This window comes from Geodermatophilus sp. YIM 151500 (genome assembly GCF_025716945.1).
Lineage (GTDB): Bacteria > Actinomycetota > Actinomycetes > Mycobacteriales > Geodermatophilaceae > YIM-151500.
This window is the reverse complement of record NZ_JAOVZT010000008.1, coordinates 17,836-34,016: the sequence shown is the minus strand read 5'-3', so window position 1 is coordinate 34,016 and position 16,181 is coordinate 17,836. Positions and strand designations below refer to the sequence as shown.

Genomic DNA, 16,181 nt, shown 5'->3' with positions numbered 1-16,181 from the left:
GGCCCTCTCTCCTGGAGGTGCGGCCCCGGGACACCGCCGACTGCACCCGGGCCACGGTGCAACGGGGGCCGTCCGGCCGCGGGGAGCGACGGGCACCCAGCGGCCGCGGGTGCTCAGGCCTCCGCGGTCGAGCTCCCCGACGACGCGCTGCGGCTCCGGAGCAGCGAGACGCCGCCGATCCCCATCAGCAGCACCGCCAGGGCGCCGGTGACGGCGGGCACCCAGGTACCTCCGGAGCCCCCGGCCGGCGGGACGCCGGCCGCCCCGGCACTCCCGCCAACGGCCCGGTTGACCGCGTCGGTCTCCGGCGCGGCGAGGTACGGGAAGGTGTCGCCGAACGCCGCGTCGTTCTCCGGGACCCCGTCGCCGTCCTGCAGCGCCTCGAAGGCCGCGGCGCGGTCCTCGGGGACGTTCGTGACGTCGTAGATGCCCTCGAGTGCGAGCAGCTCGATGTCCACGACGTCGTCGGCGAGCCGCCGCCCGTTGGGGAAGCCCTGGATGTCCCCGCCGACGACGCCCAGGCGGCTGAGCTCCTCCAGCGGTTGGCCGTCCAGCCCGGTCGGCTCGGTGATCGACATGTTGAGCCGCAACATCTCGGACGGCTGGAAGGCCTCCGCAGCACCGGCGTTGAGCGCCTGGGAGTTGAGGTCGACGTCGATCGGGTTGGCCGTCGCCGGGTCTCCGTCGACGTCGAGCACCTCGGTGCTGACGATGCCGGTGAGGAACACCTCGAAGATGTCGTACCGCGGGGTGCCCGGTGCCGGGATCCCGTAGATGGTCTCGATCAGCATCGGCACCTCGGGCTCGAGCACCCGGGCGACGACGGCGCCGTCGGCCGCCTCGGCGTCCTGGGCCGGAGGGATCGCGTTGAAGGCGTCCTTGAGTCCGGCGGGGACGACGACCTCGTTCACCAGCGGCTGGCCGAGGCGGGAGACCTGCGTGTGGTCCGAGCCTTCCGCGGCGGTGCCGTCGGCGTTGCGCAGTGTCGGCCGGGTGGTGGTGCTCCAGACGCCGATGACCGGGTTGGCCGCCGCGTCGTGGTCGACGGCCACCTCGGCCTTGGGCACCTCGAGCACGATGCTGTTGACGTTGTAGCCCTCGAGGGTGTCCTGCCCGGTCTCGGAGAGGTCACCGCCGTAGAGCAGGTCGAAGATGCGCAGGTCGAGGAAGAACGGGTCCTCGGTCTGGGTGGCCAACGTCCGGCCGCCGCCGGCCACCTCGGAGATCGCGGGCTGCCGCAGGTTGTCGACGTAGTCCTGCGCCGAGCCCATGCTCGCGCGGCCGACGTACGACGGCACGACCGGCCCCTCGGAGACGGGGTCGCCGTAGGTCTCTCCGCCGTCGGTGCTGACGTCGAGGGTGAAGTGCTGCCGGAAGAGCAGGTTCTCGTCGTCCAGCGAGGTGACCGGCCCGTCGTTGTAGAGGAAGGTGTCGGTGCCACGGAGGTCTTCGGTCGTGAACCGCCACCGGTAGACCAGGTCGGCGACCGCGTCGCCGTCGTTGTCGATGTGCACCAGGTACTCGGCGTCGTCGGCCCACGGGTAGAAGTTGGGCCCACCGTTCGGCTCCTCGAACGGGATCCAGTTGGCGATCAGGGTGACGTGGTCGGCGTTCTCGGGGCTGGAGAAGGCGTAGACGTCGGTGTTGTCGGCCGCCGGGTCACCGAGGATCAGGGGTGCCTCGCGGTGGCTGGACGCGCCGGCGACGTCGGTGAGCACGCCCACGACGGCCGACGTGGCGAGCACGCCACCCGCGGCGATGCAAGCGGTGGCCCGTCTGCTGCTCGTCCGGACCGGACGGGAACCTGGCATCTCGTGGCCTCCCTCCCCGCCGCCGGTGACGGGTCCGTGGACAGGACGCCGCAACGGCCGCGTGACGAGGGGTGCCGCCCAGCCGGTGGGAGGGGGTGGAGCACTGTCGTCGAGGCCCGGCTACCCGCCCGTTGCGAGCAGGGGCACCGTAGGGCCGCCGGGTGACGCGGCCCACCGGGAGCGACGCGTCCGCGCGCCCGACGGCCTGTCGGACGCCCTCCGTGTCGAGGCCGGGACACTTCGGCCGGGCCGTCGCCGGCTGCCGTCGAGGGCACGGGCGACGGCTCGGCCGGACCGACGGCGCGGGCGGCATGGATCCGGGCGGGTCGGGCGCCCGCGGGTCAGACGACGGTCGGCGGTGCGCCCGTCTCGCTGACCATGGGCCGGCCGGCGGCCGCCCACTGCCCCATGCCCCCGCCGACGTTGACCGCGTCGAAGCCGTTGGCGTTCAGCCAGGCGGCGACCCGCGCGGAGCGGCCGCCGCTGCGGCAGGTCACGAACAGCGGGTCGGCCTCGGGCAGGTCGTCGAGGCGCGCGGGGACGTCGCCCATCGCGATGTGCGTGGCCCCCCGGATGTGGCCGGCCACCCACTCGGCGTCCTCGCGGACGTCGAGGACGACGGCGTCGTCGGGTACCTCGTGGGCGGGCACGGTCGGGACCTGCTGCGGCATCACGCCTTCCATCGTGGCACGCGGCCCGCGAGCCGGCCGCGGCCGGAGGGAGCGCGCGGACCTCGCCTCGGACGACGAGCAGCAGGAAGGCCGCCGAGTCGTCCACGGTTCCCGTCCAGCCAGGTCGGCGCGCCGCTGGCGAACCGGTCACGCGATCGGGTGCTCCCGACGCTGGGACGATGGGGGCGATGGCACACGACCCCGCCGCCGCGCTCGGCCCGGCGGTACCCGTCCCCGTCCGCGAGCCGGCCTGGCCCCTGTCCCGGTCGGCCATCGGCCTGTGGATGACCCAGGGCGCCATCAGCGCGGTCGTCTGGGCCCTCCTCACGGTGGTCTTCCTCTCCGTCGTCCCCGCATCGGTCGGCGGGCCGGTGCCGCTGCTGCGCTGGCTGGTGCCGGTGCTCGTCGGGGTGTACGCGGTCGTCGCCATCGGCATCCGCCCGTTCGTCCGCTACCGGGTGCACCGCTGGGAGGTGACCGGGGAGGCCGTGCACGCGCTGACCGGCTGGCTGAACCGCACCTGGACGCTGGTCCCGATCTCGCGCATCCAGACCGTCGACGTCAACCGCGGGGTCCTGCAGCAGGTGTTCGGGCTCGCCTCGGTCGCCGTCCTGACCGCGTCCTCGCAGGGCACGGTGCACGTCCCGCACCTCGAGGCCGACGTGGCCGAGCGGGTCGCCGACGACCTGGCGCGGCGGGCCGAGGCCGTCCGCGACGAGGCGACGTGACGCACCCGCCGCCGCGGCCTCCCGACGGTCCGGTCCCGCCGGGGTGGCCCGCCGCGCCGCCGCCAGAGCGGCCCGGCGGGCCGCCGGGGTGGTCCGGCCCCGCGCCGCCGGCACCCGTGCCGCCCGGTGGTCCGCCGGGGCGGCGCACCTCGCCGCGGATCGTGCTGGTGCACACCGTGACCTTCCGCCAGGCCCGCCAGTTCGTGCCGCTGGCGATCCCGCTCGGGGCCGCGATCGGATTCGACGGCGTGGGCACGGTGCTCGTCCTGGTGGTCGTGGTCACCCTGCTGTCCCTGGCCACGGCGGCGCTGTCCTGGTCGCGCTTCAGCTACGTCGACGGCCCCGGATCGGTCGTCGTCACCCGCGGCCTGCTGGCGCGCTCGGTGCGCACCGTGCCCACCGACCGGGTCCGCGGCGTCGAGGTCGAGGCGCCGGCGCTGCACCGGCTGTTCGGGCTGGTGCGGGTCCGCATCGACGCCGCGGCCGGCGCGGTCGCCGGCGATCGGGAGGAGCTGGTCGTCGACGGGGTCACCCGTGCCGAGGGCGACCGGCTGCGCACCGCCGTGCTGGCCCGCGGGCAGGCCGCCGTCCGGGCGGATCCCGAGGCCCCCGCCGCCGAGCCGGAGGAGGAGATCGCCCGCTTCGACCCCCGCTGGCTGCGCTACGCCCCGCTGGTCGGCAGCTACCTCGCCGTGCCGCTCGCGGCGGTCGGTGCGCTCTTCCGGCTGGCCGACGAGCTGCCCGAGGGCGTCCGGCCGGCCGTCGACGGCCCGGACCTCGCCGACGTCCGCGTGCTGGCCGTCGCGGTGGTCCTGGGGCTGCTGCTGCTCGCGGTCGGCTCCGTGGCCGGGGCCGCGGTGGTCAACTGGCGGTTCCGGCTGGTGCGGCGGGGCGGCTCGCTGGTTGCCGTCCGCGGGCTGCTCACCCGGCGGCACACGGAGCTGGAGATCGACCGCATCCGCGGGGGCACGCTGTCCGAGGGGCTGGGCATGCGGTGGGTGCGCGCCGCGCGCACCACCGCGCTGGTCACCGGCCTGGGCCAGGCGACGCGCCGCGGCCAGCTGCTGCCGCTGGGGCCGGAACCGGAGGCGCGGGCGCTGCTGCACCGCCTGGTCGACGACCCCGGTCCGCTGCTCCGGCACCCGCCCGCCGCCCGCCGCCGGCGGATCGGCCGGGCGATCACGGGCGGCCTGCTGGTCACCGGCGCCGGCGCGCTCGCCACCTGGCTGCTCGGCTGGTGGTGGCTGCTGGCCGCCGGTGTGCTGCTCACCGTGCTCGGCGTGCCGCTCGGGCTGGGCCGCTACGCCTCGCTCGGGCACCGTGCCGGCCCGCGGTCGTTCACCGTCCGCAGCGGCTGGTTGGTGCGCGAGCAGGCGGTGCTGCAGCGCCGGGCGGTGGTCGGCTGGCAGGTGCGGCAGAGCCTGTTCCAGCGCCGCACGGGCCTGGCCACCGTCGTCGCCTGCGTCGGCGCCGGCAGCGGCGGATACGCGGCGGTCGACATGGCCGCCGACGAGGTGGCGGCGTTCACCGAGGCGGCGTCCGGCCCGTGGGCGGCGGCTCTCCGGCCGCCGCAGCGCTGAGACGTTCCGCGACCGCCCTGGATCGTCGGCGGACGGCGCTACGGTCCCCGCGTCCGACGACGGAGGAGGGACACATGAGCACCGTGAGCACCAACCAGCCCGAGGGCACGCCGACCTGGATCGACCTGGGCGTCCCCGACCTCGACCGCGCGATGGACTTCTACGGCGCCGTGTTCGGCTGGGAGTTCGACGTCGGCCCCGAGGAGTACGGCCGCTACACGATGTGCCTGCTGCGCGGGCGGAAGGTGGCGGCCCTCTCGGCCATGCACGACCCGTCGGTGGGCACGTTCTGGAACGTCTACCTGGCCACGCCTGACTGCGACCGGACGGCGCGGCTCGTCCGCGAGAACGGCGGCACGGTCCCGATGGAGCCGATGGACGTCATGGACCAGGGGCGCATGGCGCTCGTCCGCGACCCCGTCGGCGCCCAGGTCGGCCTGTGGCAGGGCCGGGCGCACGTCGGGTGCGAGCTGGTGAACGAGCCCGGCGCGCTGCTCCGCAACGACCTGGTCACCGCCGATCCGGAACCGGCCCGCGCCTTCTACGCCGCGGTCTTCGGCTTCACCCTCGACGGCAACCCCGATCTGCCCGGCATGGATTTCACCTTCCTCCGCCGGCCGGACGGGCACGAGATCGGCGGCATCATGGGCGTGCCCGGCGCCCCGTCGGCCTGGGGCACGCTGTTCGAGGTGGCCGACGCCGACGACGCCGTCCGCCGCGCCCGCGAGGCCGGCGGGACCGCCGCCGACCCGCAGGACTTCGTGTACGGCCGGACGGCGGACGTCACCGATCCGTTCGGCGCAGTGTTCACCGTGGGGTCGCCGCCGGCGGGATGACCGGGTCGGCGTCGAGCAGGAGTGCGCGCGCGAGGCCCTCGGCGGCCCGCGGGTGGTCGGCGGCCACCAGGCCGGCGGCGGCGAGCACGTAGCGCCGGTCGACGACGACGGCCGCCCCGGCGAGCACGCTGCCGGCCCCGCCGCCGTCGGCGGCCAGCCGGGCCACCACGCCGGTTGGGTCGTCCGCGTGGCGGAAGACGCCACCGGAGAGCACGACCAGGCCGACGCCGCGCGCGCTCGCCCCGCCCGGCCCGTAGGCGGCCTCCGCGCGCAGGTGGCGGCGCAGCGCCACGGCCGCGGCGGCCTCGCCCAGCGCCAGCGGCCGGTCGCCGGGCGCGGGCAGGCCTTCGGCCGCGGCCGCGGCCCGCAGCGCGTCGGCGCTCCAGGAGACGCCGAGGTCGCCCTCGACGGTGCGCCGGCGGGCGGGCACGCCGACCGCCTCGCGGCCGAGCGCGGTCTGCTCGGCGTCCGGATCGGGCACGCAGTAGACGTCGGTGGTCGCCCCCCCGACGTCGACCACGACCACGCCCGGCGGCTCGGCGTCGGCCCGCACCCGGGCCAGGACGGCGACGCCCTCCAGCACGGCGTCCGGAGTGACCGCCCGCACCCACCGCCGCAGCCGCGAGTCGGTGGAGAGCCTGTCGCCGCCGATGACGTGCTCGAGGTAGACCTCGCGGATGGCGGCGCGCGCCGACTCCGGCGCCAGGCGCCCGATGTCGGGCAGCACGTTGGCGGCCTCGCGCACCGGCCGCCCCCCGGCCCGCAGGACCCCCGCGACCTCCTCGCGGACGGCGGCGTTGCCGGCCAGCACGACCGGGACGGACCGACGGAGGACCTCGCTGCTCCCCAGCCCTCGCCCGCGCGGGCCGGGACCCTGCAGCGGGGCCGGCGAGGCCAGGGCGGCCGCGTTGTGCCGCAGCACGCTCGCCTCGCCGCCGTCCGTGCCGCCCACCAGCAGCACCACGTCCGGCCGCGCGCCGTCGACGGCGGCGAGGCCGGCGGCGTCGAGCCGGCCGGCCGCCACGTGCACCACCCGGGCTCCGGCCGACAGCGCCGCCCGGTGCCCGGCCTCGGCGCTGATCAGCTCCTCGTAGCCGACGACGGCGAGCCGCAGCCCGCCGCCCGCGCTGGAGCAGGCGACCACCGGCGCCTCCGGGAAGTCGCGGGTGGCCTCGAGCACGCCGCGGACGACGTCGTCGAGGGTGGTCGGCGCCTGGGCGGTGGCCTCCAGCGCACCGCCGGGCAGCCGGACGAGCGCGGCCTTCGTGAACGTGGAGCCGATGTCGACGCAGGCGATCGGCGTCACGTCCGGCGCAACCCCGCCTCGGCCGCCCCCGCGGTGAGCGCGTCGAGGCCGAAGGCCTGCACCGGCCCGAGCGCGCCTGCGGCGTCGATGCCGCCGTCCGCGGCCGTCGTGGCCCCCCAGGCCAGCAGCGCGGCGGTGAGCCCGTAGGCCTCCGGGCCGGTCAGCTCGACCCGGCTGATCCGCTGCCCGTCGCGGTCGCGCACCTCGGCGACCGTGCGGGTCGTCGCCCGGGCGAGGGTCGCCGCGGACGGCGCCTCGCCCACCCAGCCGGCGAGCGTGCCGCTCACCAGGCGGGCGAGGGCTCCCGTCCCGGGCAGCCGGGCGGCCAGCGCCGACACCGGCGACAGCGCGGGGACGGCCGGGGCCAGCGGGCCGAACCAGGCCAGGTGGACGCCGACGTGCCGGAGACCCGGCGACAGCGGCGGCAGGGTCAGGTGCTCGGACCCGCCGACCGAGACGCCGGCCTGCGGCCGGCCGCCGGCGGTGAACCGCCACAGCCGCCGCCCGGGCGTCTCGTCCCGCAGCCTCCCGTCGCGGAAGGCGTGGCCGGGGGCGAACAGCAGGCCGGCCGCCGAGGCGAACGTGCCGCGGGAGAAGGCCTGCCCCGAGACCCCCTGGACGGCGTAGCCGATGTCGACCCGGTGCGCGCGCTCGCCCGCCTCGGCCAGGGCCAGCGCGCCGGCCAGCGTGCCGGGCACGTAGTCCAGCCCGAAGGCGGTCAGCAGCGCCGCGCCGGACTCCCGCGCCCGCGGGCCGAACTCCTCGAACACCCGCCGGACGAACGGTGGCTCACCGGTCGAGTCGAGGTAGACGGCGCCGGCGTCGACGGCCGCCTCGACGGCGGCCTCGCCGAGCTGCAGGAACGGCCCGACGGTGGTGACCAGCACGTCGCCGGAGCCGATCAGGGCACGGACGGTCGGCGGCCGGGTGACGTCGGCGACCGCCGTCTGCAAGCCGCCGAGCCGCTCGGCCAGCGGCGCCAGCCGGCCGGGGTCGCGCCCGGCGAGCACCGGCCGGGCACCGCGGGCGACCAGCGCCTCCGCCGTCCGCGCGCCCGTGTAGCCGGTGGCGCCGAGCAGGACGATGCGCGCGGTCACCCGCCGGACCCTATGCGACGTCGCTGCCGCGCCTCGCGGACCGCATTGCGGTCCGGGAGGCGCGGCTGCGTCGGCCCCGTCCCGAGGCTCGCCCCGAGCGTGCGAGGGGTGAGGAGGACGGGGTCCTCCGTCAGTGGTGCACGGCCTTCTCCGCGCCGATGCCGGTCAGCGCCCGCACCTCCAGCTCGGCGTGCTTCATCTCGTTCACCGGCTCCTTCGACACCACGGTGCCGAGCCAGCCGAGCAGGAAGGACGCCGGGATCGAGATCAGGCCGGGGTTGCGCAGCGGGAACCAGGCGAAGTCGACCGCCGGGAACAACGAGGTCTCCGCGCCCGACAGCACCGGCGAGAAGATGATCAGGCCGACGCAGATGATGAGCCCGCCGTAGATCGACCACAGCGCGCCCTGGGTGGTGAACCGCCGCCAGAACAGCGTGTAGATGATCGTCGGCAGGTTGGCCGACGCCGCCACCGCGAAGGCCAGGGCCACCAGGAAGGCGATGTTCAGCCCGGCCTGCAGCGCCAGGATGCCCAGCCCGATGGAGATCGCGCCGATGACCACGGCCGTGATCCGGGCCACGTGCACCTCGCCGTTGCCGGAGACCTGGCCCTTCTTGATCACCGATGCGTAGACGTCGTGCGCGAACGACGCAGACGCGGTGATGGTGAGGCCCGCCACCACGGCCAGGATGGTGGCGAAGGCGACGCCGGCGATGATGCCGAGCAGCACGGTGCCGCCGAGTTCGAAGGCCAGCAGCGGGGCGGCCGCGTTGACCGCGCCGGGGGCGGCCAGGATGCTCTCCGCGCCGACGAGCGCGCCGGCGCCGTAGCCGATGATCAGGCTGAACAGGTAGAAGATCCCGATCAGCCAGATGGCCCAGACCACGGACTTCCGTGCGTCCTTCGCCGTCGGCACCGTGTAGAAGCGCATCAGCACGTGCGGCAGGCCCGCGGTGCCGAGCACGAGCGCGATCGCCAGGCTGATGAAGTCGAGCTTCGTCGTCCCCGACAGGCCGTACTGGGCGCCGGGGGCCAGCACGTCGCTGCCGGCCGTCGCGTTCGCCTGCGCCCCGCCGAGCAGCGCCGACAGGTTGAACCCGAACCCGGCCAGCACCCAGACGGTCATCACGAAGGCCCCGGCGATGAGCAGCGACGCCTTGATGATCTGCACCCAGGTGGTGCCGCGCATGCCGCCGACGAGCACGTAGAAGATCATCAGCGCACCCACGATGGCGACGACGACGGCCTGGGCGGCCTCGCCGGTGACGCCGAGCAGCAGGGTGACCAGGCCGCCGGCGCCCGCCATCTGCGCCAGCAGGTAGAACAGCGAGACCGCGAGGGTGGAGATCGCCGCGGCGGTGCGCACCGGGCCCTGCCGCATCCGGAAGGCGAGGACGTCGGCCATCGTGTACCGCGCCGTGTTGCGCATCAGCTCGGCGACCAGCAGCAGCGCCACGAGCCACGCGACGAGGAAGCCGATCGAGTAGAGGAAGCCGTCGTAGCCGTAGACGGCGATGGCGCCGGCGATGCCGAGGAAGGAGGCGGCCGACAGGTAGTCGCCGGCGATGGCCAGCCCGTTCTGCTGGCCGGTGATGGTGCGCCCGGCGGCGTAGTAGTCGGCGGCGCTCTTGTTGTTGCGGCTGGCCCGGAAGGTGATGGCCAGGGTCACCAGGACGAACAGGCCGAAGATCGAGATGTTGACCCAGGGCGTGCCGACGGTCTCGCCCGTGGCCTCGGCGGCCAGCACGGCGGTGGGGACGGCGGTCATCGCGCGACATCCCGTCCGGTGGCCGCGCCGCCGCGGGCGTACTCGTGGTGCTCGAGCCGCTCGCGCATCTCGTCGGCGATCGGGTCGGTGCGCTTGTTCGCGTGCGCCACGTAGACGTGCGTGATCGCGAAGGTGCTCACGAACTGGGCCAGGCCGAAGAGGATCCCGACGTTCACGTCGCCGAAGACCGGGGTGCCCATGAAGTCCGGCGCGTAGGTCGACAGCAGCACGTAGAGCAGGTACCAGACGAGGAACGCCACGGTCATCGGGAAGGCGAAGGCGCGGAAGCGCCTCTTCAGCTCCTGGAACTCCGGCGAGGCCTGCGCCTCGCGGTACTCCTCCGGCGTCAGCAACCGCCGGTCCGGTGTCTCGCTCACGGGTGTCCCTCCCTGGTCGACGGGTGACCGGGATCACTGTAAGAACACCTGGCAGGTTGCGCTCAACAGAACGCGGACAGCACTCGACAGCGGCGTCCGGGGGCGGCGTCCGGGGCGGCGTCCGAGGGCGGTGTCGGGCCGGCGCGGGACGGCACCTCGACGGGTGCCGCCGTCGGCGATTGGCCCCGCCGGGCCAGGGATCGGCCCCCGTGGTCCACGGGGGGCGGGCAGATCAGCGGCGTCCCTGCCGACCGACCGCCGCGAGGCCGCCGTGTACCTCTCGAAGACCGAGGCAGCCCTGCTGCCCACCACCCTCGCCGGTCGCCCGCGCCTCCCGGACACCGGGACGCCGCCCCGACGACGGATCTGGCCGCTGCTCGGACCGGCGTTCGTCGCCGCGGTCGCCTACGTCGACCCGGGCAACTTCGCGACCAACTTCTCGGGCGGGGCCGCCTTCGGCTACACCCTGCTGTGGGTCATCGTCGCGGCCAACCTCATGGCGATGCTGATCCAGGCGCTGACCGCCAAGCTGGGCCTGGCCACCGGGCGCGACCTGGCCACCCTGTGCCGGGAGACCCTGCCCCGCCCGGTCACCTGGGGGCTGTGGCTGCAGGCCGAGGCGGTGGCCATCGCCACCGACCTCGCGGAGATCGTCGGCGGCGCCGTGGCGCTGCACCTGCTGTTCGGGGTGCCGCTGCCGGTCGGCGGGGCGATCACCGCGGTCGTCGCCTTCGCGCTGCTCGCCGCGCAGTCGCGCGGGCACCGGCCGTTCGAGCGGGTCATCGCCGGGCTGCTGCTGGTCATCGGCCTCGGCTTCGGCTACACGCTGGTCGGCTCGGGTGTCGACGTCGGCGGCGCCGCCGGCGGGCTGGTGCCCTCCTTCGCCGGGCCGGAGAGCCTCGTGCTCGCCACGGGCATCCTCGGTGCGACGGTCATGCCGCACGTCATCTACGTGCACTCGGCCCTCACCCCGGGCCGTTACGGCGACGCGGTCACCGCCGGCCGCACCGCGCAGGGGCGCCGGCGGCTGCTGCGCGCGCAACGGCTCGACGTGCTGCTCGCGATGGGCCTCGCGGGCCTGGTGAACGCCGCCATGCTCGTCATCGCCGCGCAGCTGTTCACCGGTGAGGGCGACCGGGCCGCCTCGCTGGAGGGCGTGCACGCGGGGCTCGGCGAGCAGCTCGGCGCCGGAGCGGCTGTCGCCTTCGGCCTCGCCCTGCTCGCCTCCGGGTTCGCCTCCTCCTCGGTGGGCACGCACGCCGGCCAGGTGGTGATGGCCGGCTTCCTGCGCCGCAACGTCCCGGTGCTGCTGCGCCGGCTGGTCACCCTCCTGCCGGCCCTGGCCGTCCTCGTCCTGGGCGGCGACCCCACGACCGCCCTGGTCTGGTCGCAGGTCGTGCTCTCCTTCGGCATCCCGTTCGCGCTGGTGCCGCTGCTGTGGCTGACCGGCCGTCGCGACCTGATGGCCGGCTGGGTGAACCGCCGGCGGACCACCGCCGCCGGCGCGGTCGTCGCCGCGTTGATCATCGGGCTCAACGTCCACCTGCTCGTCTGGCTGGCACTCGGCTGATGCCCCGGCGAGATCTGCGCCCCGCTCCCGGGCCGGGGCGGGGAACGGATGGGTGCGTGGATCTCGCGGACGGACGGGGCTCCGACGGCGGTCAGCCCGCCGGCCGCCGGTCGAGCCCCACCCGGCCGGCCAGCGCGGCCGCCTCCACCCGCGTCGCCACCCGCAGCCGCCGGAGCAGGCCGGCCACCAGGCGCTTCGCCGTCCGCTCGGACACGTGCAGCGTGGCGGCGATCTCCAGGGTGCCGGCGCCGGCGGCGACCAACCGCCACAGCCGGCGCTCGTCGGCGGTCAGCTCCCCCACCACGCCCTGGTCGCCCTCGGGTGCCGCCCGGTCGAGCAGCCGGCGCAGCAGGGCCTCGGGCAGCACCGACCAGCCGTCGAGGACGGCGAGCAGCGGCCGCACCAGCTGCTCGGGGCCGGCGGTCTTCGGCAGGAACCCCGCCGCGCCCGCCCGCAGCGCCTCGACCGCCGCGTCGGGCTCGGCCAGGCCCGACAGGGCGACCACCCGCACGGTCGGCTCGACCCGGCGGATGGCCGCGATGGCCCGCGTCCCCCCGGGCGGCGGCATGTGCAGGTCGACCACGGCGACGTCGGCGTGCTCCCGCTGGACCAGCGCCGCGGCGGCCGACGCGTCGTCCGTCGTGCCGACCACCCGGACCCGCCCCAGACTGACCTCGGGCAGGAGGAGCGACAGGCCACGGGCGAACAGCGGGTGGTCGTCGACCACCACCACGTCCACCGGCGGCCGGCGTTCAGCAGCAGCGCCGTCGTCCCCGCCCACGTCTCCCCCGGAGTCGGTGACCTCCCAGGCGTTGCTGACCCGGGCGGGCCGGAGGTGCCCGTGATCCTCGCCGTCCACACGTCCCAGCGGAACCCGTCGGGGCTGGTGCCGGACCTGCTGCGCGTGCTCCGCAGCCACCTGCGCCGCCGCCGGCGGGCGGCCGCCGAGCCCAGCACCGAGGACGCGCTGGTCCGCGCGCTGTGCCACGACATGCGCGGCTCGCTGGCCTGCCTGGAGACCGCGCTGGGCCGGCTGCACGGCGGCTCGGGAGGCCGGCTCGAGCTGCTGTCGCTGGCGCAGGCCCAGGCGGCCCACCTCACGTCCATGCTGCGGACGGCGGACGCGACGGGGGGCGCCCCATCGCACCCCGGCGCGCGTCGGCTCGGCGACGTCGTGGCCGCCTCCGTCGCGGCGTCCGGGCTGCCCCGCACCCAGCTCACGCTGGCGCTGGACGAGGAGGCCGCCGGGGTGACCGTCGGTGACGCCCGGCTGCAGCGGATCCTGGTCAACCTGCTGGAGAACGCGCACCGGCACGGCGGCGGTGCGCCGGTCCGGCTCGCGGTCTCCCGCCGCGCCGGCTGGGTGACCCTCGCCCTGACCCAGGACGGCGTGCCCGCCGCCCGCGTGGTCGGCCACCTGTGCACCGACCGCCCACCGGTCGACCTCACCGGCCTGGGCCTGTGGTCGGTGCAGCGCCAGGCGCGCGAGCTGGGTGGGCGGATCGTCTGGGCCGACGACGGCACCGCGCTGACCCTCACCGTCGAGCTCCCCGACCGCTGAAGCGGAGTGCGAGGAGCGAGGAACCTCGCTGCTCGCACCCCGACGTGGCACCGAAGGGCCAGCGGAGGGCACCGGGAGGCCAGCCGGGGCGGGCATCCCCGTGACGAGACCGCGACCGCGGTGCTCGCCACCCGTTCCGAGGAGCGCCCGTGTTCACCCACACCCAGGCCCTGCAGTTCGAGGCCAAGCCCGACGGTCCCGACCCCGCCTTCGCCCGACGGATGCAGGAGATCCTCGGCGGCCAGTGGGGCGAGATGACCGTCGCCACCCAATACCTGCTGCAGGGCTGGAACTGCCGGCTGCCCGGCAAGTACAAGGACATGCTGCTGGCCATCGGCACCGAGGAGCTGGCGCACGTCGAGATGATCGTGACGATGATCGACCGGCTGCTCGACCACCAGCCCCTCAAGCCCGACGCCTCCGACCGGTCGAAGGAGGCCGCGGCCGGCTTCGGCCAGGTGAACCCGCAGCACGCGATCGCCAACGGTGGCGGCGCCTACTACAAGGACAGCATGGGCGTGCCGTGGAGCGGCGGCTACGTGACCGCCAGCGGGAACCTCATGGCCGATTTCCACTACAACGCCACCGCCGAGATGCAGGGCCGGCTCCAGGTCTCGCGGCTGTACAACATGACCGACGACCCCGGCGTCAAGGAGATGCTGCGCTTCCTCATCACCCGCGACCACATGCACCAGAACCAGTGGCTGGCGGCCATCGAGGAGCTCAAGTCCGACGGGCTGGAGGGCATCCCGGTGCCCGAGGCCTTCCCGCTGGACGAGGAGCAGAGCGAGTACAGCTACGCCTTCATCCAGGCCTCGGACGGCGCCGAGGCGGCGGCCGGGCGCTGGGCGTCCGGGCCGGCGCCCGACGGCCGTGGCCAGTTCACCGCGCGGGCGATCGAGGCGACCGCCGACGCGCCGGTGCTCCCGCCGGGCGACCCGCGGCTGTTCGGCACGCCGCAGACGGAGGCGCACGGGCTGCTGCAGAAGGCCAAGGACATGCTCACCTGAGGCCTCCCGCGGCGCCGCGACACGGCGCCGCGAGAGGGCGCCGCCCACCCGGCGCCCTCGCCGTCCGACGTCATCCCGCCACCCGGACCGCACCGTCCGCGTCCTCCCGCCGCACCGGCGTCCCGGCCGCCCGGGACGCCGGTGCGCCCACCGCTGCCCGGAGGCTCCCGTGCGCCTGCCCACCCTCCTGCTCACCACCGTCTACCTCGCCGCGCTGTGCCTGGCGCTGCGCGACCCGTCCGACCACGCGCTCGCGGGCGCCGTGGTCCTCGCGGGCCTCGCCATCCGCTGGGCGGCCCGAGGGCCGGGTCGGACGCACCCGGTCGTCCTCGGCGCGGGCCGGCTGTGGCTGCGGCTGCCCGCGGAGCCGCCCGGACCGGCGCCGGTCCAGGACGACGCCGTCCCGATCCCGCCGTCGGCCCCGGCCCGCACCGGCACCGCGCCCGCCTGACCGGCGGGGGCCCTCGTCTCGGAACCTTTCGCCGGACGTAACGCCCCGACAACCCGGCGGCGCTGCACTGGTCCCATGACGACATCGGTACGACCGCCGGCCGTCCGGTCGGCGGGCTGGTTCCCGGTGGCCCGCGCCGCCGAGGTCGGGACGACGCCGCTGCCGGTCGGCGCCGGTGGGCAGGCGTTCGTCGTCGTCCGCCTGCGCCCGGGCGGCGAGGTGAGCGCCTTCCCCGCCCGCTGCCCGCACCGGCTGGTGCCCCTGTCGGCGGGCACCGTCGTCGACGGGCGGCTGCGGTGCCGCTACCACGGCTGGCGGTTCGACGCGGAGGGCCGCTGCGTCGCCGTCCCGGCACTGGGCCCGGACGGCGTCGCGCCGCCGCGGGCCGACCTGCCCGTCCCGTGGGCGGTCGAGGAGCGGCACGGATGGGTGTGGCTGGCACCGGAACGGACGGCGGTCGCCGTCCCCCCGCCGCCGGCCGACGAGCCGCGCCCCGAGCCGGCGCCGCCCCTCCCGGAGCCGGCGGGCCCGGTGTTCGGCAACCTCGATCCGTCGCTGGCGCGGGCCTGGCACCCCGTCGCGCTGTCGCGGGAGCTGCGCCCGGGCGGCTGGTCGCAGGTACGCCTGGCCGGGCGGACCTGGGCGCTGCGCCGGACCGAGGGCGGGCTGGTCGCCGAGCCGCCGGCCTTCGACGTCGGCGAGCGGTACGGCATCGTCTGGCTGGCTCCGGAGGCCCCGGCGGCCAAGCCGCTGCGCGTGCCGGAACTGACCGACCGGCGCTTCGTCGTCGCGCACCTGCAACCCGAACGCGCCGCCGGCCCGGCCGCACCGCTGCTCGACACCCTGCTCGACGAGACCCACGCGGACGTCCCGCCGTCCGGCGATCCCCCGCCCGTCTCGCCCGCGGACGGCGCGGTCGTGGACGAGCCGGGGGGCTTCACCGCCGTCCGCGAGCCCGGTCCCGCGGAGTCGTACCGCACGACCACCGTCGTCCGGGCGCCCTTCCAGCTGCGCCGGCGCGTCGAGGACCCGCGGACCGGAGCCGTGAGCACGCTCGTCGTCGTCCTGCAGCCGGAGGACGCCGACTCGACCCGGGTCTACGGCTGCCTGTTCCTCTCCGCCGGCCCGGGCCGGCCGCTGCCGGCGCCCGCGGACGTCGCCCGGGCGGTGGCCGCGCAGCAGGCGGCGCTCCGGGCGGACGTCGACCTGCAGGCGCACCTGCGCAGTCCCGGGCTGCCGCTCCTGCCCCGCGACGAGCTGCACCTGGCACCCGACCGCCTCGGCGTCGCGCTGCGCCGGGCGCTGGCCGGGTTCGCCCGGCGCACCTGATCGGGTGTCCTCGCGCCCCGCGCATGTCACCCGGAGCGGGCGCGAACCGTCGCCGTCCCGTTCCGCGGCGTGACACCTGGGATGCT

General features: G+C 76.1%; 15 protein-coding genes. 8 read left to right on the top strand and 7 right to left on the bottom strand.

Features of this window, described 5'->3' with window-relative positions; translation table 11 throughout:
• Positions 1–113: 113 nt before the first annotated feature.
• Together OF117_RS14400 and OF117_RS14395 are read right to left on the bottom strand one after the other, a co-directional pair.
• A complete protein-coding gene (locus tag OF117_RS14400) occupies positions 114–1,745 on the bottom strand; it encodes a DUF4331 domain-containing protein (protein ID WP_263553529.1) in 1,632 nt (543 codons plus the stop codon).
• 407 nt (positions 1,746–2,152) lie between these two features.
• On the bottom strand, positions 2,153–2,482 hold the full coding sequence (locus tag OF117_RS14395) for a rhodanese-like domain-containing protein (protein WP_263553657.1): 330 nt from the start codon (positions 2,480–2,482) through the stop codon (positions 2,153–2,155).
• A gap of 188 nt (positions 2,483–2,670) precedes the next feature.
• Here OF117_RS14395 and OF117_RS14390 point away from each other — a divergent pair, with 188 nt between their 5' ends.
• The 3 genes from OF117_RS14390 to OF117_RS14380 all read left to right on the top strand — a co-directional run bounded on the left by OF117_RS14390 (position 2,671) and on the right by OF117_RS14380 (position 5,626).
• The gene (locus tag OF117_RS14390) at positions 2,671–3,210 is read left to right on the top strand and encodes a PH domain-containing protein (RefSeq protein WP_263553528.1); all 540 of its coding nucleotides are present in this window, start codon (positions 2,671–2,673) and stop codon (positions 3,208–3,210) included.
• A 167-nt stretch (positions 3,211–3,377) separates the two neighbouring features.
• On the top strand, positions 3,378–4,790 hold the full coding sequence (locus tag OF117_RS14385) for a PH domain-containing protein (protein WP_263553527.1): 1,413 nt from the start codon (positions 3,378–3,380) through the stop codon (positions 4,788–4,790).
• A gap of 74 nt (positions 4,791–4,864) precedes the next feature.
• Positions 4,865–5,626, top strand: coding sequence for a VOC family protein (locus tag OF117_RS14380; protein WP_263553526.1), 762 nt, complete (start codon positions 4,865–4,867; stop codon positions 5,624–5,626).
• On the opposite strand, the gene OF117_RS14375 is transcribed toward OF117_RS14380, so the two are convergent.
• The 4 genes from OF117_RS14375 to OF117_RS14360 all read right to left on the bottom strand — a co-directional run bounded on the left by OF117_RS14375 (position 5,598) and on the right by OF117_RS14360 (position 10,174).
• Positions 5,598–6,932 (bottom strand): glutamate mutase L, encoded by a 1,335-nt coding sequence (locus OF117_RS14375; RefSeq protein ID WP_263553525.1) that lies wholly within the window; start codon positions 6,930–6,932, stop codon positions 5,598–5,600. The two genes, OF117_RS14380 and OF117_RS14375, sit on opposite strands and share 29 nt — an antisense overlap.
• Positions 6,929–8,029, bottom strand: coding sequence for a saccharopine dehydrogenase family protein (locus OF117_RS14370; RefSeq protein ID WP_263553524.1), 1,101 nt, complete (start codon positions 8,027–8,029; stop codon positions 6,929–6,931). Before OF117_RS14370 ends, OF117_RS14375 begins: the two co-directional genes overlap by 4 nt.
• Positions 8,030–8,159: 130 nt before the next feature.
• On the bottom strand, positions 8,160–9,797 hold the full coding sequence (locus tag OF117_RS14365) for a cation acetate symporter (protein ID WP_263553523.1): 1,638 nt from the start codon (positions 9,795–9,797) through the stop codon (positions 8,160–8,162).
• Positions 9,794–10,174, bottom strand: a complete 381-nt coding sequence (locus OF117_RS14360; RefSeq protein WP_263553522.1) for a DUF485 domain-containing protein — start codon at positions 10,172–10,174, stop codon at positions 9,794–9,796. Before OF117_RS14360 ends, OF117_RS14365 begins: the two co-directional genes overlap by 4 nt.
• A 271-nt stretch (positions 10,175–10,445) precedes the next feature.
• Between OF117_RS14360 and OF117_RS14355 the strand changes: the two genes are divergently transcribed.
• The gene (locus OF117_RS14355; RefSeq protein WP_263553521.1) at positions 10,446–11,744 is read left to right on the top strand and encodes an Nramp family divalent metal transporter; all 1,299 of its coding nucleotides are present in this window, start codon (positions 10,446–10,448) and stop codon (positions 11,742–11,744) included.
• A gap of 91 nt (positions 11,745–11,835) precedes the next feature.
• On the opposite strand, the gene OF117_RS14350 is transcribed toward OF117_RS14355, so the two are convergent.
• Complete coding sequence (locus OF117_RS14350) at positions 11,836–12,603, bottom strand: response regulator transcription factor (RefSeq protein WP_263553520.1); 768 nt, start codon at positions 12,601–12,603, stop codon at positions 11,836–11,838.
• On the opposite strand from OF117_RS14350, the gene OF117_RS14345 reads away from it, so the two are divergent.
• The 4 genes from OF117_RS14345 (at position 12,586) to OF117_RS14330 (ending at position 16,095) form a co-directional block, all read left to right on the top strand.
• The gene (locus OF117_RS14345) at positions 12,586–13,305 is read left to right on the top strand and encodes a sensor histidine kinase (protein ID WP_263553519.1); all 720 of its coding nucleotides are present in this window, start codon (positions 12,586–12,588) and stop codon (positions 13,303–13,305) included. The two genes, OF117_RS14350 and OF117_RS14345, sit on opposite strands and share 18 nt — an antisense overlap.
• A 149-nt stretch (positions 13,306–13,454) precedes the next feature.
• Positions 13,455–14,315 (top strand): manganese catalase family protein, encoded by an 861-nt coding sequence (locus OF117_RS14340; protein ID WP_263553518.1) that lies wholly within the window; start codon positions 13,455–13,457, stop codon positions 14,313–14,315.
• Positions 14,316–14,484: 169 nt separating this feature from the next.
• Positions 14,485–14,766 carry a hypothetical protein gene (locus OF117_RS14335; RefSeq protein ID WP_263553517.1) on the top strand — a complete coding sequence of 94 codons (282 nt, stop codon included), beginning with the start codon at positions 14,485–14,487 and terminating at the stop codon, positions 14,764–14,766.
• A gap of 75 nt (positions 14,767–14,841) precedes the next feature.
• On the top strand, positions 14,842–16,095 hold the full coding sequence (locus OF117_RS14330; RefSeq protein ID WP_263553516.1) for a Rieske (2Fe-2S) protein: 1,254 nt from the start codon (positions 14,842–14,844) through the stop codon (positions 16,093–16,095).
• The last annotated feature ends 86 nt before the right edge of the window (positions 16,096–16,181 follow it).

Bases quoted from the DNA above. Each gene is read 5' to 3' on its own strand.
- OF117_RS14395 (WP_263553657.1), bottom strand. From the start codon at position 2,482: ATGCCGCAGCAGGTCCCGACCGTGCCCGCCCACGAGGTACCCGACGAC.
- OF117_RS14390 (WP_263553528.1), top strand. From the start codon at position 2,671: ATGGCACACGACCCCGCCGCCGCGCTCGGCCCGGCGGTACCCGTCCCC.
- OF117_RS14380 (WP_263553526.1), top strand. From the start codon at position 4,865: ATGAGCACCGTGAGCACCAACCAGCCCGAGGGCACGCCGACCTGGATC.
- OF117_RS14365 (WP_263553523.1), bottom strand. From the start codon at position 9,797: ATGACCGCCGTCCCCACCGCCGTGCTGGCCGCCGAGGCCACGGGCGAG.
- OF117_RS14330 (WP_263553516.1), top strand. From the start codon at position 14,842: ATGACGACATCGGTACGACCGCCGGCCGTCCGGTCGGCGGGCTGGTTC.